Raw genomic sequence first — 24096 nt, 5'->3', positions numbered from 1 at the left:
GGAAGTGTCAGACCGCATTCGCCCGCCCGCTGCGCATCGCGCGCGGCGGGTGGCCGAAACGACGACGGAAAGCGCGCGAAAAGCCCGACTGGTCGCTGAACCCGAAGCGCAGTGCGATCTCTTGCACCGGATGGGTGGTATCGGCCATCAGCCGCCGCGCGCCCTGTAGCCGCAATTCCAGATAGGCCGCGCCCGGCCCCTGCCCCAAGCCGTCGCGGAACAATTGCTCAAGCCGACGCACGCCGACCCCCTGATCCTGCGCGATCCGATCAAGGCTCAGCGGCTCTTCCAGATTGCGGCTCATCAGGGTCAGCGCCGCCGACAGCCTTGGGTCGCGCGCGCCCGGCACCAGCCCTGTGCGCTGCGGGCGTGTCCCGTCCGCGCGCGCGTCGTAGAGGAACGAATCCGCCACCTGCCCCGCAACGCCCGCCCCGCAACGGCTGCCGATCAGATGCAGCATCAGGTCGGCGGCGGGCACCGCGCCGCCCGCCGTGAACCGGTTGCGCGAGACGACGAAACGATCGGGCACGACATCCACAGCCGGAAAGGCCGTGGCGAAATCCTCCATATCCTCCCAATGCACGGTGGCGCGGTGTCCGTCGAGCAAACCTGCCCGCGCCAGAACCCAGGGCCCGGCATCGACGCCGCCCACGGCCCGGAAGCGCCCCGCCATGCGTCTGAGCCCGGCGATGACGCTGCGCGGCGCGCCCTCAGATTGGCCATACCCCGCCACGGCGATCAGCACATCCGCGCCCTCGGCAACGGATAGCCCGCCCTTCGACGGCAGCTCGATACCACAGGTCAGCGGCACCGACCCACCATCGGGCGAGACCACGCGCCAGCGGAAGCCTTCGCGCCCCAGATGCCGGTTGGCCGAGCGGATCGGGTCGAGCACCGAGGCCACTTCGAGGATCGAAGCGCGCGGAAGGACCAGCACCGCGATCTCCAACGTGGCGTTGGACGGCGCAAAAATGGTTTCGGAAATTGCCATATTGGTTTCGTACTGCGCCAATTCTTGTGCCGCAACCCTGTTACGCTGGCCGGAACACGGGAGAAACCAATGCCTCTGACCATGAACCGCGAGGTCTTCATCACCGCCGCCATCACCGGCTCGGGCGGGACGCAGGACCGCAGCCCGCATGTGCCCCGCTCGCCGCAGCAGATCGCTGACAGCGCGATCGACGCGGCCAAGGCGGGTGCCGCCATCGTCCATTGCCATGTCCGCGATCCTGAAACGGGCGTCCCCTCGCGCGATCCGGCCCTCTACCGCGAAGTGACCGAGCGGATCCGCGATTCGGGCACCGATGTCGTGTTGAACCTGACCGCCGGGATGGGCGGCGACCTGATGTTCGACGGCACCGAGGCGATGAACCGCATGTCGCAGACATCAGACATGGCCGGCGCCGCCGAGCGCGTGCAGCACGTCGTCGATTGCCGTCCCGAGATCTGTACCCTCGATTGCGGCACAATGAACTTCGCCGAAGCCGATTACGTCATGGTCAACACGCCCGGCATGCTGCGCGACATGGCGCAGCGCATGACCGATTCGGGTGTGCAGATCGAGATCGAAGCCTTCGATACCGGCCATCTGTGGTTCGCCAAGCAGCTTGTCAGCGAAGGCATCATCAAGGACCCGGTTCTGGTGCAGCTGTGCATGGGCGTGCCGTGGGGGGCGCCGGACGATCTGAATACCTTCATGGCGATGGTCAACAACGTGCCCGCAGACTGGCACTGGTCGGCCTTTGCGCTGGGACGCCATCAGATGGCTTATGTCGCCGCCTCGGTTCTGGCGGGTGGCAATGTGCGGGTGGGTCTGGAAGACAACCTGTGGCTCGACAAAGGCGTCTTGGCGACCAACGCGCAGCTGGTCGAGCGCGCCGTGACCATCACCGAGAACATGGGCGCGCGGGTCATCACCCCGGACGAGGTACGCACGCGCCTGAAGCTCCAAAAGCGGGCGCCGCTGTGAAACTGCCGCTGATCCTGTCGATGATCGTGGCGCTTGCCGCCTGCACACCGTCCGATGACGGCGGGATGCCGCCGTCCGAGAGACTCGCGCCCGACGCGCGCGCGCAATGCGAGTCGGCGGGCGGCCAGGTGATGATAGCCGGGCTCAGCGGCAACGAGATGTGCGCGACACGCTCGCCTCAGGCCGGTGAAAGCTGTTCGGTCGCGTCCGACTGCTCGTCCTATTGCGACGCCGACACGCGCACCTGCGCAACCTATAACTACCCGTTCGGCTGCTACGCTTTCCTCGCCGAAGACGGTGAACGCGTCGACATCTGCGTCGACTGACCCGGAGATATCCATGTCCAACAATCGCAAGGCCGCCATCATCGGTGGGGGCGTCATCGGGGGTGGCTGGGCCGCCCGTTTCCTGCTCTCGGGGTGGAACGTGTCGGTCTTCGACCCCGACCCCGAAGCCCCCCGCAAGGTGGCCGAGGTTCTGGCCAATGCCCGCGCGGCGCTACCCGCGCTGGCCGATGTGCCGATGCCGCCCGAGGGCGTCCTGACCTTCGAAGACAACATTCACGACGCCGTGGAGGGTTCTGAATACATTCAGGAATCCGTGTCCGAGCGACTGGACCTGAAGCATCGCGTCTATGCCCAGATCCAGCAATCGGCGCCGCATGTGCCGATGGGGTCGTCCACGTCAGGGTTCAAACCCTCGCAATTGCAGGAAAACGCCGCCAATCCGGCCAGCATCTTCGTCGCGCATCCGTTCAATCCGGTCTACCTGCTGCCACTGGCCGAGGTCGTTCCTTCCGAGAAGAACGACGCGGGAGCAATTGAAAAGGCGAAGGAAATCCTGCGCGAGATCGGGATGTTCCCGCTGCATGTCCGAAAGGAAATCGACGCCCATATCGCCGACCGTTTCCTCGAAGCCGTCTGGCGCGAGGCGCTTTGGCTGGTCAAGGACGGCGTCGCCACGACCGAGGAAATCGACGAAGCGATCCGCATGGGCTTCGGCCTGCGTTGGGGCCAGATGGGCCTGTTCGAAACCTACCGCATCGCCGGGGGTGAAGCCGGGATGAAGCACTTCCTCGACCAGTTCGGCCCCTGTCTGAGCTGGCCGTGGACGCGGCTGATGGATGTGCCGGAATACAACGACGAATTGGTCGATCTGATCGCCGGTCAGTCGGACGCGCAATCGGGCATGCACTCGATCCGCGAGCTTGAGCGCATCCGCGACCGCAACCTGATCGGCTTCATGCGCGTACTGAAAGACAGCAACTGGGGCGCCGGCAAGGTGCTGCTGGAACACGATGCCCGCCGCCGCACCACGGCCTCCGATCCCACGCCCGAAACGGCGCAGCCGATGGTGCTGGCTCATATGCAGGTGCTGCCCGGTTGGATCGATTACAACGGCCACATGACCGAAAGCCGGTACCTGTTCGCCTCGTCCGAGACCTGCGACGCCTTCCTGCGCCATATCGGCGCCGGGATCGATTATGTCTCGGCAGGCCACAGCTATTACACCGCCGAAAGCCACATCATGCATGCGGGCGAAGCGAAGCTGGGCGACCGGCTGACCGGCTCGGTTCAGGTACTCTCGGCCGATGAAAAGCGCCTGCATCTGTTCATCCGGATAGAGCGGGACGGCGCACTGGTTGCCTCGATCGAGCAGATGCTGCTGCATGTGGACATGAAGGCGGGCAAGGCGTGCCCGGCGAAGCCCGAAGTGCTGGAACGGCTGATGCCGATTGTCGAGGCGCACAAGGCGCTCGACCGCCCCGCGACAGCGGGCCGCCATGTGGGCGAGCGCCGCAGGTGAGCCGCCGCGTTCTCATCACCGCCGGAGCCTCGGGCATCGGGCTGGCGATGGCGCAGGCTTTCGCCGATCTGGGTGACCGGGTCTGGATCACCGATGTCGATCCCGGCGCGCTCGCGCAGGCGCCGTCGGACTGGCACAGCACGCAGTGCGACAGCGCCGATGAGGGGCAAATGGCCGCACTGGAAGCCCGGATTGCCGAGGATTGGGGCGGGCTCGACGTGCTCTGCGCCAATGCGGGGATCAAGGGACCGACCGCCGGGATCGAGACGATGGAGTTGTCCGAATGGAATCGCTGCGTCGCCGTCAACCTGACCGGCGCGATGCTGGCAGGCCGCATGGGCGCGCGGCTGATGCTGCCGCAGGGCAAGGGCGTGATGAGCTTCACCTCCTCCACCGCGGGCCTTGAGGGCATGCCGTTCCGCGCGCCCTATTCGGCGGCGAAATGGGGGGTGATCGGGCTGGCCAAATCCATCGCGATGGAGCTGGGGCCGCGCGGCATCCGCTCGAACGCGATCTGCCCCGGCTCGGTGTCCGGCGCGCGCATGGACCGCGTGATCGAGGCCGAGGCCGGCGCCAAGGGCAAGACGCCCGGCGAGATCCGCGCGCTTTACGTCTCGGGCAGCGCGCTCAAACGCATGGCCGATCCACAGGACATCGCCGCGATGGCCGTCTTCCTTGCCTCGGACGGCGCGAAGATGATCACCGGACAGGCGATGGCCGTGGACGGCTACACCTATAACGTCGACCCGTAAGGAGCTGACAGATATGCATTTTGGTTTGACCGACGAACAGCGGATGATTGTCGACACGACGCGGGCCTTTGTCGAGACCGAGCTTTACCCGCACGAAGCGCTGGTCGAGCGGACCGGCCACCTGCCAATGGAGCTGATCCGCGAGCTGCAGAAAAAGGCCATGGAGGCAGGGCTTTACGCCGCGAACATGCCCGAAGATGTCGGCGGCGCGGGGCTCGATACGCTGTCATGGTTGCTCTACGAGCGCGAACTGGGCCGGGCGAATTACGCGCTGCACTGGACCTGCGTGGCGCGGCCCTCGAACATCCTGCTCGCCGGCACGCCCGAGCAGCGCGAGAAATACCTCATGCCCTGCATCCGCGGCGAGACCTGGGATTGTCTGGCGATGACCGAGCCGGGCGCGGGATCGGATCTGCGCGGGATGCAGGCCAGCGCGAAACAGGACGGCAACGACTGGATCCTGAACGGCACCAAGCATTTCATCAGCCATGCCGATGTCGCGGGCTTTACCATCGCCTTCCTCGCTACCGGTGAAGAGGACACGCCGCGCGGCAAGAAGAAGAAGATCACCGCCTTCTTCGTCGACGAGGGCACCAAAGGGTTCACCGTGCGTGACGGCTACCGCAATGTCTCGCATCGCGGCTACACGAATTCGGTGCTGGAATTCGACGATTGCCGCGTCCCGGCCGAGAATGTGCTGGGCGAGGTCCACAAGGGCTTCGATGTGGCCAATGACTGGTTGGGCGCGACCCGGCTGCAGGTCGCCGCGACCTCGATCGGCCGGGCGCAGCGCGCGCTGGACCACGCGCTGTCCTATGCCGCCGAAAGGAAGCAATTCGGCCAGCAGATCGGCAAATTTCAGGGCGTTTCCTTCAAGCTGGCCGACATGGCGCTGGAGCTGAAGGCCGCCGAACTTCTGACCTACGAGGCCGCGTGGAAATTCGACGAGGGCAGCGTCACCGACGGCGACATGGCGATGGCCAAGCTGAAAGCGACCGAGGCGCTGGCGATGATCGCGGACGAGGCAATCCAGATCCATGGCGGGATGGGCCTGATGGACGAGCTGCCGCTCGAACGGATCTGGCGCGATGCGCGGGTCGAGCGGATCTGGGAAGGGACGTCTGAAATTCAGCGCCACATCATTTCGCGCGAAATGCTGCGCTCGGTCGGCGGCTAGTCCGGGGGGCTTCTCGCCCCCCGGTCCCCCTCGCCAAAGGGGGCACGCCCCCTTTGGAAACCCGTGGATATTTGGAGAACAAAGATGGGCAATCGGTCCCGGCCGCCACGCCATGACGCGCGTCTTCATGACAACCGGCTTTCGCGCCTGATGCGCCCCCGCTCGATCGCCGTTCTGGGCGCGGGCTGGGCGGCCAATGTGATCGAGCAATGCCAGAAGATGGGCTTCGACGGGCCCGTCTGGCCGGTGCATCCGACGCGCGATGAGATTGGCGACGTGGCCTGTTTTCGCAGCCTCGCCGATTTGCCCGAACCGCCCGATGCTGTGTTCATCGGCGTCAATCGCTATGCGACACTCGAAGTCGTGGCCGAACTGTCGGCCATGGGCGCGGGCGGCGCGATCTGTTTCGCATCGGGTTGGGAAGAGAGCGGCGAGCAGGCGCTTCAGGCGCAGCTGGTCGAAGCGGCCGGAGATATGCCGGTCCTCGGCCCCAATTGCTACGGCGTGATCAACTATCTCGACGGGGCGCTTTTGTGGCCCGACCAGCACGGCGGCAAGCGGGTGGAACGCGGCGTCGCGCTGATCAGCCAGTCGTCGAACATCGTCATCAACCTGACGATGCAGGCGCGCGGCATGCCGGTGGCCTATGTCGCCTGTCTGGGCAATGCGGCACAGGTGGGTCTGGCCGAGCTGGGCGACGCGCTGCTGGGCGATGAGCGGGTGACGGCGCTGGGGCTTTACGTCGAGGGCTTCGACGATGCGGGCGCCTTCGCTGCGCTGGCGGAGTCTGCACGCGCGGCGGGCAAGGGGATCGTCGCGCTGAAATCGGGCAAGACCGATGCCTCGCGTGCCGCTGCTGCCAGCCACACGGCGGCTCTGGCAGGGGGTGGCGCGGCGTCGCAAGCCTTCCTGCGGCAACTGGGCGTGGCCGAAGTTGCGACGCTGGGCGGGCTGATCGAGGCGCTGAAGATCGTGCATGTTCATGGGCCTGAAATCGGCGACCGCCTGTGTTCGCTGTCGTGTTCGGGTGGCGAAGCGGGTCTGGTGGCGGATCTGGGCGACGCGGCGGGGATCGTTTTCGAGCCGCCGAGCACGGCGCAGAAAGAACGGCTGGGCGCGGTGCTGGGTCCGCTTGTCACGATGGCGAACCCGCTCGATTACCACACCTTCATCTGGGGCGATCTGGAAAAGACGACCGAGGTCTTCGCCGGGATGCTCGAAGGCTATGACGCAGGGATCTATCTGATCGACCCGCCGCGCCCCGATCGCTGCGATCCGTCGAGCTTCGAGGCCGCGCTGCAAGCCATCGAAACCGCGCAGACCATGACCGGAAAACCCGCCTTTCCCGTGGCCTCGATGCCCGAGAATTTCGACGAAGGCCGGGCCGAGGCGATGATCGCTCGGGGCGTGGTGCCACTCATGGGGCTCGAGACCGCGCTGGAAGCACTGGTCGCAGTGCGGGCCAAACCGCGCAGCAGCGGCTGGCGGCCCTGGCCTGTCACCGCCGGTGAAGACGCCGCGATGCTGGACGAGGCCGCCGCGAAGGCCCTGCTCGCCACAGCCGGGATCGCCGTGCCGCGCGGCGTAACGGGTTCGACGCCCATGGCGCTCGACGCTAGCGGGTTGACCGGGCCTTTCGCGCTCAAAGGCCTCGGCCTTGCGCACAAGACCGAGGCCGGTGCGGTGCGGCTGGGGGTCACCGATCCCACCCGCGAAAGCCCGATGGACGGCGTGCAGGGCTACCTGCTGGAAGAAATGGTGACCGGCGGCGTCGCCGAGATGCTGATCGGCCTTCGCCGCGACCCGGTCTATGGCGCGACGCTGACGCTGGGTCTGGGGGGCGTGACGGCCGAGCTTCTGGCCGATACGGTCACGCTGGTGGCGCCGGTGACAGGGCCCGAGATCGCGGCGGCGCTGCGGCAGCTCAGGCTCTGGCCGATGCTGGATGGCTGGCGCGGGCGGCCCCGCCCGGCTATGGGCGCGGCGATCGAGGCCGCGCTGGCGATGCAGGCGATGATGGCGGCCGACCCCGCCTTGCGCGAAATCGAGGTAAACCCGCTGATCCTGACGCAGGATCGCGCGGTTGCCGTGGATGCAGTGATATGGAGAGAGACATGAACGACCGGACCGAAGGCCCGATCAGAACCCGGCGCGAGGGCGGTATCCTCGAGGTCACGCTGGACCGCCCGAAGGCCAATGCGATCGACCTCGCGACCAGCCGGATCATGGGCGAGGTGTTCAAGGAGTTCCGCGACGACGAAACCCTGCGCGTGGCGATCGTCACGGGGGCGGGCGAGAAGTTCTTCTGCCCTGGCTGGGATCTGAAAGCGGCAGCAGGCGGCGACGAGGTCGACGGCGATTATGGCGTCGGCGGTTTCGGCGGGTTGCAGGAACTGCCCCATCTCAACAAGCCGGTGATCGCGGCAGTCAACGGCATCTGCTTCGGCGGCGGCTTCGAGCTGGCGCTCAGCTGCGACCTGATCCTTGCCGCCGACCACGCGACCTTCGCCCTGCCCGAGATCCGCTCAGGCACGGTGGCCGATGCGGCGACGATCCGGCTGCCCAAGCGGATCCCCTATCACGCCGCGATGGACCTTTTGCTGACCGGCCGCTGGTTCGATGCCGAGGAGGCGCAGCGCTGGGGCCTGATCAAAGAGATCGTCCCGCAGGCCGAGCTTATGACCAAGGCATGGGAACTAGCGCGGCATCTCGAAGCCGGGCCGCCGCTGGTCTTCGCCGCGATCAAGGAAATCGTGCGCGAGGCCGAGGACATGCGGTTTCAGGACGCGCTGAACCGGGTCACCAAGCGGCAATTCGCCAGCGTGGACCGGCTCTACGATTCCGAGGACATGAAAGAGGGGCAAATCGCCTTTACCGAGAAACGCGACCCGGTCTGGAAGGGACGCTGACACAGCCCGGCGCGGGCGCCCCGTTATCCAAGCGTGAAAGCACCCTTCATCTTTGTTCTGAGAATATCCTCAGGGGGTACGGGGGGCAGAATGCCCCCCGCGCTGGTCGCCCGAAGAGACCGCGCGCAAGCGCGGGCGATAAGGGCGAAACCCCTCGCCCTTGCACCGCTGACGCCCCCCGGCTATCCCCGCCGGGAAAGGGTCCCCGCCATGCCGCTTCTGTTGCGCCTGTATCTTGCCTTCGCCACGGTTTCGGCCCCGTTGTGGCGGCTGGCTCTGCGGCTGCGTCAGCGCAAGGGGCGCGAGGATGCCGTGCGCGGGCGCGAGAAGCTGGGATACGGCCTGCCTGCCCGCCCCGACGGCGCGCTTTTGTGGTTCCATGCCGTCTCGGTCGGGGAATCACAGGCGTTGATCACGCTGCTCGACCGGCTGACGGCGCAGCATCCGGCGCTCAACGTGCTGCTCACCACGCATACGCTGGCTTCGGCGAATGCGCTTGAGGCGCGCGGCCTGCCTGACCGGGTGATCCACGCCTATGCGCCCGCCGATTATCCCGGAGCGGTCCGGCGGGTGCTGGCGCATTGGCGGCCCGATGCACTGATCGTGGCCGAGGCCGATATGTGGCCGGTGATGCTGACCCGCGCGCATCGGGCCGGTGTGCCGATGATGCTGATCAATACGCATGTGACCGAGCGGCGCTATCGCCGACGCAGCCGGATGGCCGCGACCAACGGCTATCTGATGAACCTCTTCGACCGCATCCTCGTTCAGGATGAGGCCTCGATGGAGCGGTATAAGGATCTGGGCGCCCCGGCGGACAAGATGTCGGTGATGGGTGTGCTCAAGGCCGCATCGGACCCGCTGCCCGACCGCCCCGACGAGCGGGCGGCGCTCGAAGCGCAGATCGGCGGGCGGCCTGTCTGGCTTGCGGCTTCGACCAAGGTGATCGAAGAGCCGCAATTGATGCAGGCGCAGGCGCTGGCCCTGCGCGATTGCCCGGACATGCTGTTCCTCATCGCCCCACGCCAGCGGACCGAGGCCGACAGGACCGAGACCGCCGCCCGCGCGCTGTTCGCGCCCGAGGCCATCGCGCGGCGCTCGCGCGGAGAGCCGATCACAGCGGCCACCAAGGTCTATATCGCCGACACGATCGGCGAGATGGGGCTGTGGTACCGGCTGGCGCCGGTCGCCTATACCGGCAATTCCCTGCGCGTTGCGGGCACGCCCTTGACCGGCAAGAACCCGTTCGAAGCCGTCGCTCTGGGCGCGATGGTGGTGCATGGCCCCGATGTGGGGAATTTCACCGAAGCCTATGGACGGCTCAAGGCCGCCGGCGGCGCGCTGGAAGTCGCCGATGCCGCGGCGATGGCGCGGGCGGTGGTCGCCGCGCAGGACCCCGCGTTCCGCAAGCCTTATCTCGACGGCGCGGCGCGGGTTCAGGCCGAGAATATGCACCCGCTCGCCGTGTCGCTGGCCGCGATCGAGGCGCTGATCGCGCAGATCGGCCAGCGATGACACCGGTGCGCAGGGCAAGAACTGAAGGGCAAGCACAATGACGCAGCACCAAGATGAACGCGGGATGTCGGGCCTGCCGCTTCTGGCGCGCAACCTGCGCAACCTGATCCGCGCGCCCCGCGCGCTGGCCGCAATCGACCGGCGCTATGGCAAGCGCGTGGCGCAGCGCAAGGCCTTGCGGCGGCTGGCTTTTTATCCGGGGTTGGGGCTGGCGTTCAACCGCGTGAAAAAGAATGCCAATTCCGCGCTGATCCTGCTGCTGCACGAGCTGGAAACCGGGCGATCCACACTCTCGGATCAGGCCAAGGACGCGGCGGCCAACCTGTTCGAACTGCCTGCAGATGATCTGGCCCGGCTCGACGATTTCGCGGTCTTCGTAACCGTTAGGAACCCGTATTCCCGCGTTCTGTCGGCCTTTCTCGACAAGTTCCGGTTCGAGGAATACCGCCGCAAGCACGGAGATTTCGCGCTGACGCCCGACGGGTTCGGCGCCTTTCTTGACTGGCTCGATGCAGGCGGCCTGACGCGCGATGCGCATTGGGACAAACAGGTGCGGCTGATCGCCCTGCCTCTGGCGCGCTACGACGCGGTGCTGCGGTTCGAAACCCTGCGCGCGGATGCCGTGGCCTTTCTGCAATCGCGCGGCCTGACCCTGCCCGAGGATGCGTTGGGCGGCGAGCACAAGGGCGACAAGGGTAAGCAGACCGGCGCCGACCGGCAGCTTGGCACCTTCTACACGCCCGAGCGCGCGGCGCTTGTGGCGCGGCTCTATGCCGACGATTTCGCAGCCCTGGACTATGACCCCAAGGATCGCCCATGAGCCAGAAATACCGCGCCGATATCGACGGCCTCCGCGCCGTCGCCGTTCTGCCGGTCATCGCCTTTCACGCGGGCTTTCCCGGCTTTTCGGGCGGATTCGTGGGCGTGGATGTGTTCTTCGTCATCTCGGGCTATCTGATCACCGGCATTCTGGCGGGCGATCTGGCGGCGGGGCGCTATTCCATCGCCCGCTTCTACGAGCGGCGCGCGCGGCGGATCCTGCCCGCGCTGTTCGTGATGATGGCGGTCAGCGCGGTGGTGGCGCATCTGCTGATGATGCCGCCCGCCTTCAAGGATTTCTCGGCTTCGGTCTTTTCCGTGGCACTGTTCCTGTCCAACATGCTGTTCATCAGCGAGGTGGATTATTTCGCGCCGTCGGCCGATGCGGTGCCGCTGTTGCACACATGGTCGCTGGCGGTGGAAGAGCAGTTCTATATCCTGTTCCCGCTGATCCTGTGGGGGCTGTGGCGGCTGGGCCGGGCGCGGTCGCTGGCCTGGGGTGTGGCGGCGATCACGCTGGCATCGCTGGTCTTTTCGGAATGGGCATGGCGGCATTACCCGGCTGAAAGCTTCTATTTCCTGCCGTCGCGCGCGTGGGAACTGGGTGCGGGCGCGCTGTGTGCGCTGATCCCCGCCCGACCCGGACGCGCGTTGCGCGAAGGGCTGGGTCTGGCCGGGCTCGCGGCCATCGTGGTGGCGGTGGTCACGCTGGACCGTTCGGTGCCGTTCCCCTCGCTCTGGGCGCTGCTGCCGGTGGGCGGCTCGGTCGCGCTGATCCTGTCCGAAGGCAGCCTCGCCGCGCGGCTCTTGTCGTGGCGGCCGATCGTCGCGATCGGGCTGGTGAGCTATTCGGCCTATCTGTGGCACAATCCGGTCTTCGTCTTCGCGCGCGCCGCCGGCGACCATGAGCCGGGCACGCTGATGATGCTCGGGCTCTCGGGGCTGTCGCTGGTCCTCGCCTGGCTCAGCTGGCGCTTTGTCGAGCAACCCTTCCGCACGGGCGGTGCCCGCAAGGCCTTGCTGCCGCGCCGTTGGCAGGTCTTCGCGGCTTCGCTCGCCGGCATCGCGGTGTTCGTGCTGTTCGGCCTATGGGGCTGGACCACCGAGGGGCGCGCAGCACTCTGGCTGCGCCATGCCAGCGAAACCGAGCGCCGGACCTACGCCCTCTTCGCGCCCGCGCGCGAGCTGATTCGTCACCTCGACGACGGCGATTGCCGCTTCAACGAACGGGTGGTCGGACCTGACACCCCTGCCCGGCTTGCGCGATGCCGCGCCGAATACGGGCCGGGGCTTGCCATCGTCGGCGACAGCCACGCCATCAATCTCGCCGATGCCCTTATCATGGCCGAGGCCGCGCCGTTCCTTTACGGCATGACGCAGGGCAATTGCCGCCCCGATACCCCGCGTGACGAATGCGGGTTTGACCGCTTCGCCACCTTGGTTGAAGAAACGCCGGATCTCTTTTCCGAAGTGGTGTTCGAAGTCGCGGGTCAGCGGCTGATCGAGGGGCCGGGCGGCCGCCGGACCGAGAGCCTGTTTCGTTATTACGCCCCCGATGCCGCGATCCCCGAGGATGACATCACTCTCCTGACCGATGTCATTGCCGCCAACGAAGCCTATGCCGCGCAACTCGCGGAACATGTGCCCGTGGTCTGGCTATCCCCGAGGATCGAGCTGCATATTCCGGACAGCTGGATCATGGAGCGCGGCTGCGATTATGCCTTCGCCCTGCGTCCGGGCCAGCACGCGATTTTCGAGCGTCTCACCACGGTGATCGAGACCATGACCGCCGACGTCCCGAACCTGCGCGTCGTGGACCAGCCCGCCGCGCTGGACCTGACGATGCCCGAGGATTTCCTGACCTGCGAGCGCTTGTTGTGGCGGGACGGCGATCATCTGGGGCGCGCGGGGCTCGAATGGCTGGGGGGGCGTCTGACGCCGGTTCTGGTGGCCGATCCGGGCCAACAGTGACGTATTGAAGCGATTCCGCCCCGCGCCTATGGTGCAAGTGATCCGCGGGACGTAGCAATGACCGAAATCAGGACCCAGTCTGGTAGCAAGACCCGCGTTGCGCTGAGCAAGAAGCTGACGCGCTACGGAGGTTTTCTGCTGCGCGCCCCCCTCGTCCTGCTGCATCTGCGGCGGCGCTTCGGCACAGCGTTGCGGGTGGGAACCCTTCACCGCGTCGCGGTCTATCCCGGGCTGGGCGTCGCTTACAACCGTGTAAAGAAGAACGCCAATACCACGCTGGCGCTGCTGTTTCGGGAACTGGCGGGCGACGGCGAGACGCATCGCGATCAGGCAAAATGGGAAGCGCTGACACCCTTCGACCTGTCGGCAGATCAGCGTGCCGAGCTTGACCGGCTGTGCTGGATCGTCGTGGTGCGCAATCCGTATTCGCGCGTATTGTCAGCGTTTCTCGATAAGTTCCGCGAAGAGAAATACCAGAAGTCATATGGCAATTTCGACCTGTCGCCCGAAGGGTTCGCAGCCTTCGTGACTTGGCTTGAACAGGGTGGGCTGTCGAAGGACGGACACTGGGACCTTCAGACGAAGCTGATCGCTGGCCCGGTATCGAAGTTCGACGCGGTGATCCGGTTCGAGACGCTGGGTGCGGATCTGGAACGCGCGCTGACGCGCGCGCGGGTTCCGTTCGATGCAGGGAAGCTGCGCAAGGCCTACCCTTCGGACGAGGGCAAGAAGACCGGCGCCTCGGACCGGATGCCGGCGTTCTATACGCCCGATCTGGCCACCCGCGTCGCGCGCCTCTATGCCCGCGATTTCACCGCCTTAGGCTACGATACTGCCTTTCACGAGGGCGATCCTGTGACGGCGTGACGCTGTGTGCGCCCGAGCAGGACCTTGTCGCTTCTCCGTGCGCTGATACACAATCTTTGTGCAAAGAAATTCCCGTCGATCACGCATTCGCGACCACACGAACCGGCCTGTGCGTCTATCCTCGGGGTACGCAACGTACAGGGAGTTTCCGATGTTCCGTTACCTGAGCGCAGCCGCACTCGCAGCCGCCATGGTTCTGCCCACCCTCGCCCAAGCCGAGGAACCGACCGATCCCAACGTCAACGCGCGTCACGCGCTGATGCAGCTTTACGCCTATAATCTTGGTGTGCTGGGCGGCATGGCGCAGGCGCGGATGGATTACGATCCCGAACTGGCGACCGAAGCCGCGACGGCGATCTATCACGTCTCGATGGCCCATGCCGACCGCATGTGGCCCGAAGGCACCGAAGTCGGCGCAACCGCAGATTCGCGCGCCCTGCCCGCGATCTGGGAAAACCGGGCCGAATTCGACGCCGCCGCGCAGGCGCTCACGGCCTCGGCGGAATCGGCGATGGGCTCGGTCGGCACCGATCTGGCCAGCCTGCAGGCGGCTCTGGGCGGTATCGGCCAGAACTGCTCGGCCTGTCACCGCACGTTCCGCCAGCCGGAGTAAGCGACGATGATCGGAAGACTGGCGGGCGGAGTCGCTGTCCTTGCCGTCCTTGCGGGCGGTGCCTTCTGGATGCTGACACGGCCAGCCAGTCTGTCCGACGAAACGTTGGCGGCGCTCTCTGCGCATGAGGGCGACGCGCAGGCGGGCGAGGCGGTGTTCTGGGCGGCGGGCTGTGCCAGCTGTCACAGCGCCCCCGACCTTGCCCCCGGCGCGGCGCCCGAACACCGCATGGTGCTGGCTGGCGGCCGCAGTTTCCCCAGCGATTTCGGTACGTTCTACGCGCCTAACATCTCGCCCGATGTGGAACACGGCATCGGCGGCTGGACCTTGCCGCAATTCGCGCATGCGCTCTTGCAGGGCGTCTCGCCCGAGGGCGCGCATTACTACCCCGCCTTCCCCTACACGACCTATACCCATGCCACGCCCGAGGATATCGCCGATCTCTGGGCCTTCTGGCAGACATTGCCCGCCGATGCGACGCCCTCGCGCGCGCATGATGTGGGCTTTCCATTCTCGTTCCGGCGGGGGTTGGGGCTTTGGAAGCTGCTCAACCTGCATGACGATTACGCGACGCCCGCTTTCGACGACGCCGAACTGGCGCGCGGGCAGTATCTGGTCGAGGCTCTGGGGCATTGCGCCGAGTGCCACACGCCGCGCGATGCGATCGGCGGGCTTGAGCGGGATCAATGGCTGGCAGGAGCGCCGAACCCGGCCGGTCAGGGCCGCATTCCGGCTTTGCCGCCCGAAGGCTGGACCGCCTTCGATATTGCCGCCTATCTGGAATCCGGCTTTACGCCCGAATTCGATACGGCCGGCGGCGAGATGGCTGATGTCATTGAAAACATGAGCCGGATTGCCGCCCCGGACAGGGCGGCAATCGCTGCGTATCTCGTGGCGCTCAGATCATCGCCCAATCCGTGAACCGATGGGTCTGGCCTTTTTTCGGGGCCGGCTTGGGGGCGTTCTTACGAGCGTTGGTCGACATTGTCCTGTCCTTGGTTACTGCACGATACGGTTCTTCGAATCGCTCGCGCTTCATCTATCTGTCGCATTTCCTGCACAAGAGGTTCATTTCCGAATGTGCCGATTTTGAGGCGACTTATCCACAGGCTGAGCGGAAGGTCGCGCAGCGTGTTTTCCCGCTTGACTTGACGCCGGGCCGGGGGCCAAACCACGGGCCATGAGCGCCCCCCTTCTGACCATCGATCTCGACGCCCTCGCCGATAACTGGCAGCGGCTTGCGAAACTCTCCCGCTCCGAAACCGGCGCGACGGTCAAGGCCGACGGCTATGGCCTCGGATCCAGCCGCGTCGCCCGCAGGCTGGCGGAGGCCGGCGCGCGGAGCTTCTTCATCGCGCTGGCCGAGGAAGGTCTGGCGATCCGCAAGGTTCTGGGCAACGGCCCGCGGATCTTCGTTTTCTCGGGCCACATGGACGGCGACGCGGCGATGCTGCGCGAGCTGGGGCTGATCCCGCTTCTCAACTCGGCCGAACAGATGGCGCGCCATCTCGAAACGCTCCCCGATCATCCATACGGCGTACAGCTCGATTCGGGCATGAACCGGCTGGGGATGGAGCCGCCCGAATGGGCCGCCGTGCGCCAGATCGGCCTGCCGAACGCGCCGCAGCTGGTGATGTCGCATCTCGCCTGCGCGGATGAGCCCGATCACGCCATGAACGCCCAGCAGCGCGACGCCTTCGTGCAGATGACGCAGGATCTGGACGCGCCGCGTTCGCTGGCGGCAACCGGCGGTATGCTGCTGGGGCCTGATTACCATTTCGACCTCAGCCGTCCGGGCGTGGGTCTTTACGGCGGCCTGCCCTTTGAAGACGCGCGCGCGGTTGCGCATCTGTCGCTGCCGGTGATCCAGATCCGTGATGTCGAACCGGGCGAGACGGTGGGCTACGGCAATACCTGGACCGCCGCGCGCGCCTCGCGCATCGCCACGGTCGCGGCGGGCTATGCCGACGGCATCCACCGCGCGCTGTCGCACAAGCTGCAGCTCTGGGCGGGCGATCAGCCCTGCCCGACCGTTGGGCGCATTTCGATGGACCTGATCGGCGTCGACGTGACCGATCTTCCGACCCCGCCCGAGACGCTCGACCTTCTCAACGCGCGCCAGACCGTCGACATGCTGGCCGATGCGGCGGGGACGATCGGCTACGAAATCCTGACCTCGCTGGGCGGCCGCTACCGGCGGCGCTATCTGGGCGGCGGGGCATGAGCCCCACGACCCTTCTGGGCGCGACCGGGCGCGGGACGGCGGGCATTCTGGGCGCCATCGGCCGCTTTATGGGCTTCGGCGCGCAGGCCCTCGGCTGGGTCTTTCGCCCGCCCTGGTACCCGCGAGAGATCGGCGCGCAACTGATGCAGATCGGCTGGCTGTCGCTACCGGTGGTGGGGATGACCGCGCTGTTCACCGGCGCCGCGCTCGCCTTGCAGATCTTCGCCGGCTCCGCGCGCTATGGCGCAGAATTCGCGGTCCCCTCGATCACCGCGATCGGCATGGTGCGCGAATTGGGGCCAGTGCTGGGCGGGTTGATGGTCGCCGCGCGCGTGGCGTCGTCCATCGCCGCCGAGATCGGCACGATGAAGGTCTCCGAACAGCTGGACGCGCTGCGCACCTTGGCTGTTGAGCCGATGCAGTATCTCACCGTCCCGCGCGTGATCGCGGCCACGCTGGCGATGCCGGTTCTGGTGGCGGCGGGCGATTCCATCGGCATTCTGGGCGGCTACGCGGTGGGCGTCACGCGGCTGGGATTCGACGGCCCGACCTATCTGCGCAACACGCTGGAATTCCTGCAATTCTGGGACGTTGCCTCGGGCCTCGTGAAGGGGGCCGTGTTCGGCTTCCTCGTGGCGCTGGCGGGCTGTTTCTTCGGCATGAATTCGGGCCGGGGCGCGCAAGGCGTGGGCGAGGCCACGAAATCGGCGGTCGTGCTGGCCTCGGTCCTGATCCTTGCCGCCAATTACCTGCTGACCGAAGCGTTCTTTTCCACATGATCCGCGCCACCGATCTAAGCAAAGCCTTCGGCCCCAAGCAGGTTCTGCGCGGGGTGGGTTTCACGCTGGAACAGGGCCAGAGCCTTGTGGTCATCGGCGGGTCGGGCACCGGAAAATCCGTGCTGCTGCGCTGCCTTCTGGGGCTGGAGCGCGCCGATAGCGGCACGGTCGAGATCGCCGGGCTGCGCAATCCCAAGCCACAGGCGCTGGCTGCGCATGTCGGCATGCTGTTTCAGGGCGCGGCCCTGTTCGACTCGCTGCCCGTCTGGCAGAACGTGGCCTTCCGCATGTTGCGCGGCCGTCAGCGTGCCCACGCCCGGGCGCTGGCCGTCGAAAAGCTGGCGCGGGTCGGGTTGGATGAACGCGTCGCCGATCTCTACCCGGCCGAGCTGTCGGGCGGGATGCAGAAACGCGTGGGGCTGGCGCGTGCCATCGCCGGCGATCCGCCGATCCTGTTTTTCGACGAGCCGACGGCGGGGCTGGACCCGATCATGGCGGCGGTGATCAACGCGCTGATCCGCTCGGTCGTGACCGAGATGGGCGCGACGGCGGTGACGATCACGCATGACATGACGACGTTGCGCGAGGTGGGCGACCGGGTGGCAATGCTGCATGACGGGCGCATCCACTGGGAAGGCCCAGCTGCCGAGGCACTGACCAGCGAGGACCCGGTCATGCGGCAATTCACGCAAGGGCGAGTCGAGGGGCCGATCGCGACCCTGCGCTGAGCGCTGGTGTCCGAGGCGCAAGGGGGCTGTCTGCCCCCCTCTTGGCCTTCGGCCAATTCACCCCCGAGGATATTTCCGGATCAAAGATGGGCGGCGCGGGCTGGCAGGTCAGTCATCGCCCGGCAGGTCGAGCGACATCGGCGCCATGGCGGGGAAACCGGCGGCGGGATCATCGGGTTCGGTGGGTTCGGCGCCCTGAAACGTGAAGGGCTGCGCGTCTTCTGAGGTATCGCCTTGCGGCGGGTCATCCAAGGGGGCGCCAAGCGACATGCCTGTCCCGAGGCCAGCGGCGGCACCCTGCGCACGCGGGGGCGCCGCGTCGATCATCGTGTGGTGCTGCAGGCTGCCGGGCCAGCCGGTCAGGCGGACGGCGCGCATGCCGCGGGTCTGGCCCAGACGCCCGATTGCATGCGTGACGCCGTCGAGCGCCACGAGGTTCACCTCTTCGAGGTTGGAGAGCGGCAGCGTCAGGGCCCGGCCCGATGCGAGCGCCAGCACATCGGCGAGCGGCAGGCGCAGACGCCCGAGTTCGGCCCGCAGATCGGCGCTGGCACCCATCACCGCATCTTCGATGGCCTCGGTCCAGCTGGGCGCGGGAGTGTCGGTATCGGACGGATCGACGGGGTCTTCAGGCAGGGGCGGCAAGGCGAGCATCAGCCGAAGCGGGCGCGTCACGTCGCCCGAGATCAGAACGGCGGTCAGGGCCACGAGATCATAGTCGATTTCATCGAGCAGGACGGGCAGAAGGCGGTGATCGGGCACCGGGCGCGCGCACCGGAAGCCGGTGACCGGATCCTCTGGCCCGAGCCCTTTGAGCGCCGCGTCGAGTATCTCGGCCAGCAGCGCGGAATCGGTGCTTGTCGGGCGACGGATCCCGGGCTTGGCAACGCCGAGGCGACCGATCGTCATCGCCTCGATCACCGTGGCGAAACCTTGCTGATCCATCGTGACGAGGCCCGGCGGCCCGCCGCCGGTATCGAGCAGCATGACGAAGGCATCGCTGTCGATCGCGTCGAGCAATTCGGGCAGACTGGCATGCTTCCAGTGCAGCGCGGTATCTTCGGCCACCAGCGGCGCGGCGTTGGAAATCGAGCGCCCGAAAGCGCGCGCGAGCAGCCCGGCGCGGCCCGACAGGACCGGAGCATCCGGGTCGGGCGGAGGCGGTCGCGGCGTCAGTTTGCGCCGGAGCACGGGATCGCGGTCGGGGACGCTCATAAGGGGACGGTCATGCCTGTGGTTCCTGCTTGGCGTGCAGGATCGCAGGCAGCCGTTAACAAAGGCTTTCGGAAGGCGGGATTGGCCCCGCCTGCTCCGCGCCTTGGCCCGATCAGTCGGACAGGCGGCTGACGACCACGGTGACTTCGGGCTTCTTGCCGATCTGGTCGACGCAGGTCGAGCGGACGCGGCGGCGGATCTGTTCGATCAGCTTGTCGTCGTTGCTCAGCACCTTCTTGGGAAGGCGCGCGACCTCTTCGGCGAGTTCGTCCTCGATCACCTCGTTCAGCGGCTTACGCGAACGGCCCTCGCGGGCGAGGCCCATGCAATCGGCCCAGGCATCGCCGAGCGGCTGGCCGTCCTCGTCGATGATGAGCGTGACCATGACCATCCCGTTGAGCGCCATGCGGATCCGTTCGCGCACGATCCCGTCGAGCGCGCCGTAGATCGCCGTCCCGTCGAGATAGAGCCGCCCGGTATCGACATATTCCGCGACCACCGGATCGGGGCCCGACAGGTCGAGCATGACGCCATTGGGGGCGATGACCGACACCATGCCGCGCGCCTGCGCGTGCAGCGCGTGCTTGCGCAGATGGCGGTGTTCACCGTGCATCGGCACCAGCACGCGCGGACGCACCAGGTCGTGCATACGCTCCAGATCGGGCCGGTTCGCATGGCCCGAGACGTGGTACTGGCCCTGACTGTTATCGACGACATCCACGCCCTTTTCGCTGAGCGCATTGACGATCTTCAGGACGTCGCGCTCATTGCCGGGGATCGTCATCGACGAGAACAGGAAGGTGTCGCCCTCTTTCAGCGAGAAGCCCAGATACGAGCCGCGCGCCAGCTGTGCCGAGGCGGCGCGACGCTCGCCTTGACTGCCGGTGACGATCAGCATCAGGTTCTCGCGCGGGATCTCGTTGGCTTCCTCGGCCGGGATGGTCGGCGGGAAATCGTGCAGCAGCCCCGCCTCGGTGGCGGTGCGGACCATGGTCTGCATCGCGCGGCCCAACAGGCAGATCGAACGGCCCGCCGCGCGACCGGCCTTGGCCAGCGTGCGCACGCGCGCGACGTTCGAGGCAAAGGTAGTCGCCACGACGAGGCCGGGGGCCTCTTTCACCAGTTCGGTGATGGCGTTGGGCAGCGAGCTTTCCGAGCGGCCGGGATGGGGCGAAAAGATATTGGTCGAATCGCAGACCATGACATCGATGCCGCTATCGCCGATCGCCTGGAACATTTCCTCGTCAAAGGCCTCGCCGACGCCGGGGGCCATGTCGAGCTTGAAGTCGCCGGTATGCACGAGACGCTGTTCGGGCGTCTCGATCAGCATGGCCGAGGCTTCGGGCAGCGAATGCGCGATGGGCAGGAAACGGATCTTGAACGGACCGATTTCCAGCGTCTCTTCCAGAGGGACGGTGATGATCTCGTCAACCGGCTGGCCCGCTTCGAGCATCTTCTTGGCGGCGATGCGAGCGGTGAAGTCGCGGCAATAGACCGGCGCGCGCAGGCGCGACCACAGATGGCCCAGCCCGCCCACATGGTCTTCATGCGCGTGGGTGATGAAGATCGCGTCCAGACGGTCGCGGCGCTCTTCCAGCCAGGCCATGTCGGCCATGATCAGATCGACGCCGGGCGTGCCGTCCATGTCGGGGAAGGTCACACCCACATCGACCAGGATCAACCGCTCGCGTCCCTTAGGACCATAGCCGTAGACATAGGCGTTCATGCCCACTTCGCCGGCGCCGCCGAGCGGCAGATAGATCAGGCGGTCGTTGGTCATGCGGTGGTCAAATCCCTGTTGTAGCGGTTGATGAGCACAAGCCCATGCATCGTGAGGTCTTCCTCGACAGTGTCGAAGATATCGGTGCCCTGATCGAACAGCGGCGCAAGGCCCCCGGTGGCGATCACGCTCATCGGGCGATCGCGCTCTTGCCGGATCTGGCGCACGATGCCTTCGACAAGGCCGACATACCCCCAGTAGATGCCCGACTGGATACAAGCAACCGTATTCGTACCGATGGCGCTTTGTGGCTTGGTCACATCGACATGCGGAAGTGCTGCGGCGGCCATGTGCAACGCCTCGAGCGAGGTGTTCACGCCCGGGGCGATCACCCCGCCGATATAGGCGCCGTCATGGTCGACAACGTCGAAGGTGGTGGCGGTACCGAAATCCACTACGATCAGGTCGCCGCCATGGCGGTCGAAGCCCGCCACGGTGTTGACCAGCCGGTCGGGGCCGACCGTGGTGCCCTGATCGACGCGGGGCGCGACGGGAAGACGGCAATCGGGCTTGCCGACGACCAGCGGGCGGCAGTTGAAATACCGGTCGCACAGGACGCGCAGGTTGAACACCACGCGCGGAACGGTGGACGAGATGATCACCTCGGAAATGTCGGCCTCGATGCCCTTGAGGCTCATCAGCGTCGAAAGCCACGTGTAATACTGGTCGGCGGTCTGGCGATGATCGGAGGCCGTGCGCCATGTGGCAATAAAGTCATGGCCGTCCCAGATCGAGAACACGGTGTTGGTGTTGCCGCAATCAATGCACAGGATCATGGCGGGGCTCCGGGTCTTGCGGATCAGGGAAAGAAGATATCGGCGGCCGGGATCGCCCGCGCCCCTTCGGCGGTGGCGAGGATCAGCGCGCCATTGTCGTCGATGCCGTCGAAAGTGCCATGGAACTCGGCCTGCAGGGTGCGCGCGACAAGCGGCTGCCCCAGCCGCGCCACATGGCGCAGGAATCCCGTTCGGATCGGATCGAAGCCATAGGTTCTGAGCCGTTCGTCCCAGTGCTCGAAAGCGGGCGCAAGGCGGTCGAGAAGCTGTTCGGGCCGAATGGCCAGCCCGGTCTCCTGCCGCAGGCTGACGGGCGGAAAGGCGGCCTCGGGATCAGGATCGGGGGCGGAATGCAGATTGACACCGATCCCCATCGACAGGATCCCCGCGCCAGGGCTTTCCAGAAGGATGCCCGACAGCTTGCCGCCATTGAGCATCACGTCATTGGGCCATTTCAGCGCGAAAGCGTCCGGCAGATGGGTAAGGTCGGCAAGCGCCTCGTGCAGTGCGAGCGCGGCCACGAAGGACCGAAGCGCAAGCCGTGCGGGGGGCTCGTCAGTTTTGCGGATCAGCGTGGCGGCGAAATTGCCCTGCGGGTCCTGCCATGCCCTGCCCCGCCGGCCCCGCCCGGCGGTCTGCCGCAGGGCGAGGATCCAGGTCGGGCCGGCAAGATCGCCGAGGCGGCGCTGCGCCTCGGCCATGGTACTGTCGGTTTCCGCCAGCACCACTTTTGCCACGCCCGAAGGCCAGGTTACGTCACTGGACAAGTGCCTGCGCCGCGACGGCAGCCGCCCCTTCGATGCCAAACAGGTTGATGACACCGAGGATCGTGATCGCTGCCGCGCCGAGGGTCATCCAGCGCTGCGCCGGGGCGCCGTCATTGTCGAGCGGATCGCCCTCGGTCCCGAAATACATGAAGTATACGACACGGATGTAGTAGAACGCGGCGATCACCGACGAGATCACGCCGACCACGGCAAGGAAGACATAGCCCGACGAGATGACGGCGCTGAGCACCGCGAACTTCGCCCAGAAGCCCAGGAACGGCGGCACACCGGCCAGCGAGAAGAACAGCACCAGCATCGCCAGCGCCTGAATCGGCTGGGTCTTGGACAGCATGTTCAGATCGTCGATCGAGCTGACGACCCGCCCTTCGCGGCGCATGGTCAGCATGAAGGCGAAGACACCCACGGACATGGTCAGATAGATCGCCATGTAAAGCAGCGTGGCTTTCACGCCCGCCTCGGTCCCCGCCGTCACGCCCAGCAGCGCGAAGCCCATATGCGTGATCGAAGAATAGGCCATCAGGCGCTTGAGGTTGCGCTGGCCGAGCGCACCGACGGCACCCACCACCATGCTCAGACCGGCAAGCAGGCCGACGATCTGGCCCCAGTCGCCCGGCACCGCGCCAAACGCGTCGATCACCAGACGGGTGAGCAGCGCCATGGCCGCGACCTTGGGCGCGGTGGCGAAGAAGGCGGTGACCGGGGTCGGCGCACCCTCGTAGACGTCGGGCGTCCACATGTGGAACGGCACGGCCGAGACCTTGAAGGCCAGACCCGCCAGCATGAAGGCCAGCCCCATCAGCAGGCCCACCGGCAGATGCTCGCCCGTGATGACCGAAGCGATACCGTCGAACCGAGTGGTACCCGCATAGCCATAGGTGAGCGACGCGCCGTACAGCAGCAGACCCGAGGCCAGCGCGCCCAGCACGAAGTATTTCAGCCCGGCCTCGGTCGCCTTGACGCTGTCGCGGCGGAACGCGGCAAGCACGTAGAGCGCCAGCGATTGCAGCTCGAGCCCCATATAGAGGGTGATCAGGTCCTGCGCGGACACCATCACCATCATCCCCACCATCGAGAGCGCGACGAGGATCGGGTATTCGAACTTCATCATCTTGGCGCGTTCGAGATAGTCCATGCCCATCACCAGCACAGCAGCCCCCGCAAGCAGCATCGCCATCTTGGCAAAGCGCGCGAAGCTGTCCTCGACGAAGAGACCGCCGAAGGCCTCATGCGTCTCGAGGTCCTGTACACCGACCAGCACGGCGATGAGGATGAACACCGCCACCGTCGCCCATGTCAGGGCCGAGGCGAGCCGGTCCTTGCCGAAGTAAGCGCCCGCCAAAAGGGCCACCATCGCCCAGAGCGACAGCAGGATTTCCGGAAGCGCGATCGAAAGATCAACCGAGGTCAT

General features: G+C 66.4%; 22 protein-coding genes. 16 read left to right on the top strand and 6 right to left on the bottom strand.

Annotated features, from left to right (window positions below; genetic code table 11):
* Positions 1 to 7: 7 nt before the first annotated feature.
* The gene (locus JI664_RS06705; RefSeq protein WP_207012961.1) at positions 8 to 991 is read right to left on the bottom strand and encodes a GlxA family transcriptional regulator; all 984 of its coding nucleotides are present in this window, start codon (positions 989 to 991) and stop codon (positions 8 to 10) included.
* Between the two features lie 69 nt (positions 992 to 1060).
* Here JI664_RS06705 and JI664_RS06700 point away from each other — a divergent pair, with 69 nt between their 5' ends.
* The 16 genes from JI664_RS06700 (at position 1061) to JI664_RS06625 (ending at position 18129) form a co-directional block, all read left to right on the top strand.
* The gene (locus JI664_RS06700) at positions 1061 to 1969 is read left to right on the top strand and encodes a 3-keto-5-aminohexanoate cleavage protein (protein WP_207012960.1); all 909 of its coding nucleotides are present in this window, start codon (positions 1061 to 1063) and stop codon (positions 1967 to 1969) included.
* Positions 1966 to 2295, top strand: a complete 330-nt coding sequence (locus tag JI664_RS06695; RefSeq protein WP_207012959.1) for a hypothetical protein — start codon at positions 1966 to 1968, stop codon at positions 2293 to 2295. Before JI664_RS06700 ends, JI664_RS06695 begins: the two co-directional genes overlap by 4 nt.
* A gap of 13 nt (positions 2296 to 2308) precedes the next feature.
* Entirely contained in the window at positions 2309 to 3775 is a 1467-nt protein-coding gene (locus JI664_RS06690; protein WP_207012958.1) for a carnitine 3-dehydrogenase, read from the top strand.
* On the top strand, positions 3772 to 4527 hold the full coding sequence (locus JI664_RS06685; protein ID WP_207012957.1) for an SDR family oxidoreductase: 756 nt from the start codon (positions 3772 to 3774) through the stop codon (positions 4525 to 4527). The genes JI664_RS06690 and JI664_RS06685 overlap by 4 nt, the downstream gene beginning before the upstream one ends.
* 13 nt (positions 4528 to 4540) lie before the next feature.
* Positions 4541 to 5704 carry an acyl-CoA dehydrogenase family protein gene (locus tag JI664_RS06680; RefSeq protein WP_207012956.1) on the top strand — a complete coding sequence of 388 codons (1164 nt, stop codon included), beginning with the start codon at positions 4541 to 4543 and terminating at the stop codon, positions 5702 to 5704.
* An 84-nt stretch (positions 5705 to 5788) separates the two neighbouring features.
* A complete protein-coding gene (locus JI664_RS06675) occupies positions 5789 to 7822 on the top strand; it encodes an acetate--CoA ligase family protein (protein WP_207012955.1) in 2034 nt (677 codons plus the stop codon).
* Complete coding sequence (locus JI664_RS06670; RefSeq protein ID WP_207012954.1) at positions 7819 to 8613, top strand: carnitinyl-CoA dehydratase; 795 nt, start codon at positions 7819 to 7821, stop codon at positions 8611 to 8613. The genes JI664_RS06675 and JI664_RS06670 overlap by 4 nt, the downstream gene beginning before the upstream one ends.
* A gap of 210 nt (positions 8614 to 8823) precedes the next feature.
* Positions 8824 to 10128 (top strand): 3-deoxy-D-manno-octulosonic acid transferase, encoded by a 1305-nt coding sequence (locus tag JI664_RS06665; RefSeq protein ID WP_207012953.1) that lies wholly within the window; start codon positions 8824 to 8826, stop codon positions 10126 to 10128.
* A 37-nt stretch (positions 10129 to 10165) separates the two neighbouring features.
* Entirely contained in the window at positions 10166 to 10948 is a 783-nt protein-coding gene (locus tag JI664_RS06660) for a sulfotransferase family 2 domain-containing protein (RefSeq protein ID WP_207012952.1), read from the top strand.
* On the top strand, positions 10945 to 12918 hold the full coding sequence (locus tag JI664_RS06655) for an acyltransferase family protein (protein WP_207012951.1): 1974 nt from the start codon (positions 10945 to 10947) through the stop codon (positions 12916 to 12918). The genes JI664_RS06660 and JI664_RS06655 overlap by 4 nt, the downstream gene beginning before the upstream one ends.
* 57 nt (positions 12919 to 12975) lie before the next feature.
* On the top strand, positions 12976 to 13785 hold the full coding sequence (locus JI664_RS06650) for a sulfotransferase family 2 domain-containing protein (protein WP_207012950.1): 810 nt from the start codon (positions 12976 to 12978) through the stop codon (positions 13783 to 13785).
* A gap of 151 nt (positions 13786 to 13936) precedes the next feature.
* Positions 13937 to 14398 carry a c-type cytochrome gene (locus JI664_RS06645; RefSeq protein WP_207012949.1) on the top strand — a complete coding sequence of 154 codons (462 nt, stop codon included), beginning with the start codon at positions 13937 to 13939 and terminating at the stop codon, positions 14396 to 14398.
* A gap of 6 nt (positions 14399 to 14404) precedes the next feature.
* The gene (locus JI664_RS06640; protein ID WP_207012948.1) at positions 14405 to 15319 is read left to right on the top strand and encodes a c-type cytochrome; all 915 of its coding nucleotides are present in this window, start codon (positions 14405 to 14407) and stop codon (positions 15317 to 15319) included.
* A gap of 259 nt (positions 15320 to 15578) precedes the next feature.
* Complete coding sequence (alr, locus tag JI664_RS06635; RefSeq protein WP_207012947.1) at positions 15579 to 16622, top strand: alanine racemase; 1044 nt, start codon at positions 15579 to 15581, stop codon at positions 16620 to 16622.
* Entirely contained in the window at positions 16619 to 17401 is a 783-nt protein-coding gene (locus JI664_RS06630; RefSeq protein ID WP_207012946.1) for an MlaE family ABC transporter permease, read from the top strand. The genes alr and JI664_RS06630 overlap by 4 nt, the downstream gene beginning before the upstream one ends.
* A complete protein-coding gene (locus JI664_RS06625; RefSeq protein WP_207012945.1) occupies positions 17398 to 18129 on the top strand; it encodes an ABC transporter ATP-binding protein in 732 nt (243 codons plus the stop codon). The genes JI664_RS06630 and JI664_RS06625 overlap by 4 nt, the downstream gene beginning before the upstream one ends.
* A gap of 108 nt (positions 18130 to 18237) precedes the next feature.
* On the opposite strand, the gene JI664_RS06620 is transcribed toward JI664_RS06625, so the two are convergent.
* The 5 genes from JI664_RS06620 to nuoN all read right to left on the bottom strand — a co-directional run bounded on the left by JI664_RS06620 (position 18238) and on the right by nuoN (position 24096).
* Entirely contained in the window at positions 18238 to 19344 is a 1107-nt protein-coding gene (locus tag JI664_RS06620) for a FliM/FliN family flagellar motor switch protein (RefSeq protein WP_207012944.1), read from the bottom strand.
* Positions 19345 to 19456: 112 nt separating this feature from the next.
* Positions 19457 to 21124 (bottom strand): ribonuclease J, encoded by a 1668-nt coding sequence (locus tag JI664_RS06615; protein WP_207012943.1) that lies wholly within the window; start codon positions 21122 to 21124, stop codon positions 19457 to 19459.
* Positions 21121 to 21900, bottom strand: coding sequence for a type III pantothenate kinase (locus JI664_RS06610; protein ID WP_207012942.1), 780 nt, complete (start codon positions 21898 to 21900; stop codon positions 21121 to 21123). Before JI664_RS06610 ends, JI664_RS06615 begins: the two co-directional genes overlap by 4 nt.
* Before the next feature lie 23 nt (positions 21901 to 21923).
* Positions 21924 to 22667 carry a biotin--[acetyl-CoA-carboxylase] ligase gene (locus JI664_RS06605; protein ID WP_207012941.1) on the bottom strand — a complete coding sequence of 248 codons (744 nt, stop codon included), beginning with the start codon at positions 22665 to 22667 and terminating at the stop codon, positions 21924 to 21926.
* Positions 22657 to 24096: an NADH-quinone oxidoreductase subunit NuoN gene (gene nuoN, locus JI664_RS06600; RefSeq protein ID WP_207012940.1), complete on the bottom strand. Its 1440-nt coding sequence runs from the start codon at positions 24094 to 24096 to the stop codon at positions 22657 to 22659. Before nuoN ends, JI664_RS06605 begins: the two co-directional genes overlap by 11 nt.

The sequence above is a fragment of the Rhodobacter sp. NTK016B genome (genome assembly GCF_017303295.1).
Lineage (GTDB): Bacteria > Pseudomonadota > Alphaproteobacteria > Rhodobacterales > Rhodobacteraceae > Pararhodobacter.
The sequence above is the reverse complement of the archived record's forward strand: the minus strand, read 5'-3'. Positions and strand labels throughout refer to the sequence as shown.

Coding starts and splice junctions, on each gene's coding strand:
- JI664_RS06660 (WP_207012952.1), top strand. CDS start 10,166: ATGACGCAGCACCAAGATGAACGCGGGATGTCGGGCCTGCCGCTTCTG.
- JI664_RS06640 (WP_207012948.1), top strand. CDS start 14,405: ATGATCGGAAGACTGGCGGGCGGAGTCGCTGTCCTTGCCGTCCTTGCG.
- JI664_RS06630 (WP_207012946.1), top strand. CDS start 16,619: ATGAGCCCCACGACCCTTCTGGGCGCGACCGGGCGCGGGACGGCGGGC.
- JI664_RS06705 (WP_207012961.1), bottom strand. CDS start 991: ATGGCAATTTCCGAAACCATTTTTGCGCCGTCCAACGCCACGTTGGAG.
- JI664_RS06670 (WP_207012954.1), top strand. CDS start 7,819: ATGAACGACCGGACCGAAGGCCCGATCAGAACCCGGCGCGAGGGCGGT.
- JI664_RS06620 (WP_207012944.1), bottom strand. CDS start 19,344: ATGAGCGTCCCCGACCGCGATCCCGTGCTCCGGCGCAAACTGACGCCG.
- JI664_RS06650 (WP_207012950.1), top strand. CDS start 12,976: ATGACCGAAATCAGGACCCAGTCTGGTAGCAAGACCCGCGTTGCGCTG.
- JI664_RS06665 (WP_207012953.1), top strand. CDS start 8,824: ATGCCGCTTCTGTTGCGCCTGTATCTTGCCTTCGCCACGGTTTCGGCC.
- JI664_RS06690 (WP_207012958.1), top strand. CDS start 2,309: ATGTCCAACAATCGCAAGGCCGCCATCATCGGTGGGGGCGTCATCGGG.
- JI664_RS06700 (WP_207012960.1), top strand. CDS start 1,061: ATGCCTCTGACCATGAACCGCGAGGTCTTCATCACCGCCGCCATCACC.
- JI664_RS06625 (WP_207012945.1), top strand. CDS start 17,398: ATGATCCGCGCCACCGATCTAAGCAAAGCCTTCGGCCCCAAGCAGGTT.
- JI664_RS06655 (WP_207012951.1), top strand. CDS start 10,945: ATGAGCCAGAAATACCGCGCCGATATCGACGGCCTCCGCGCCGTCGCC.
- JI664_RS06675 (WP_207012955.1), top strand. CDS start 5,789: ATGGGCAATCGGTCCCGGCCGCCACGCCATGACGCGCGTCTTCATGAC.
- JI664_RS06615 (WP_207012943.1), bottom strand. CDS start 21,124: ATGACCAACGACCGCCTGATCTATCTGCCGCTCGGCGGCGCCGGCGAA.
- nuoN (WP_207012940.1), bottom strand. CDS start 24,096: ATGACCTCGGTTGATCTTTCGATCGCGCTTCCGGAAATCCTGCTGTCG.
- JI664_RS06610 (WP_207012942.1), bottom strand. CDS start 21,900: ATGATCCTGTGCATTGATTGCGGCAACACCAACACCGTGTTCTCGATC.
- JI664_RS06645 (WP_207012949.1), top strand. CDS start 13,937: ATGTTCCGTTACCTGAGCGCAGCCGCACTCGCAGCCGCCATGGTTCTG.
- alr (WP_207012947.1), top strand. CDS start 15,579: ATGAGCGCCCCCCTTCTGACCATCGATCTCGACGCCCTCGCCGATAAC.
- JI664_RS06680 (WP_207012956.1), top strand. CDS start 4,541: ATGCATTTTGGTTTGACCGACGAACAGCGGATGATTGTCGACACGACG.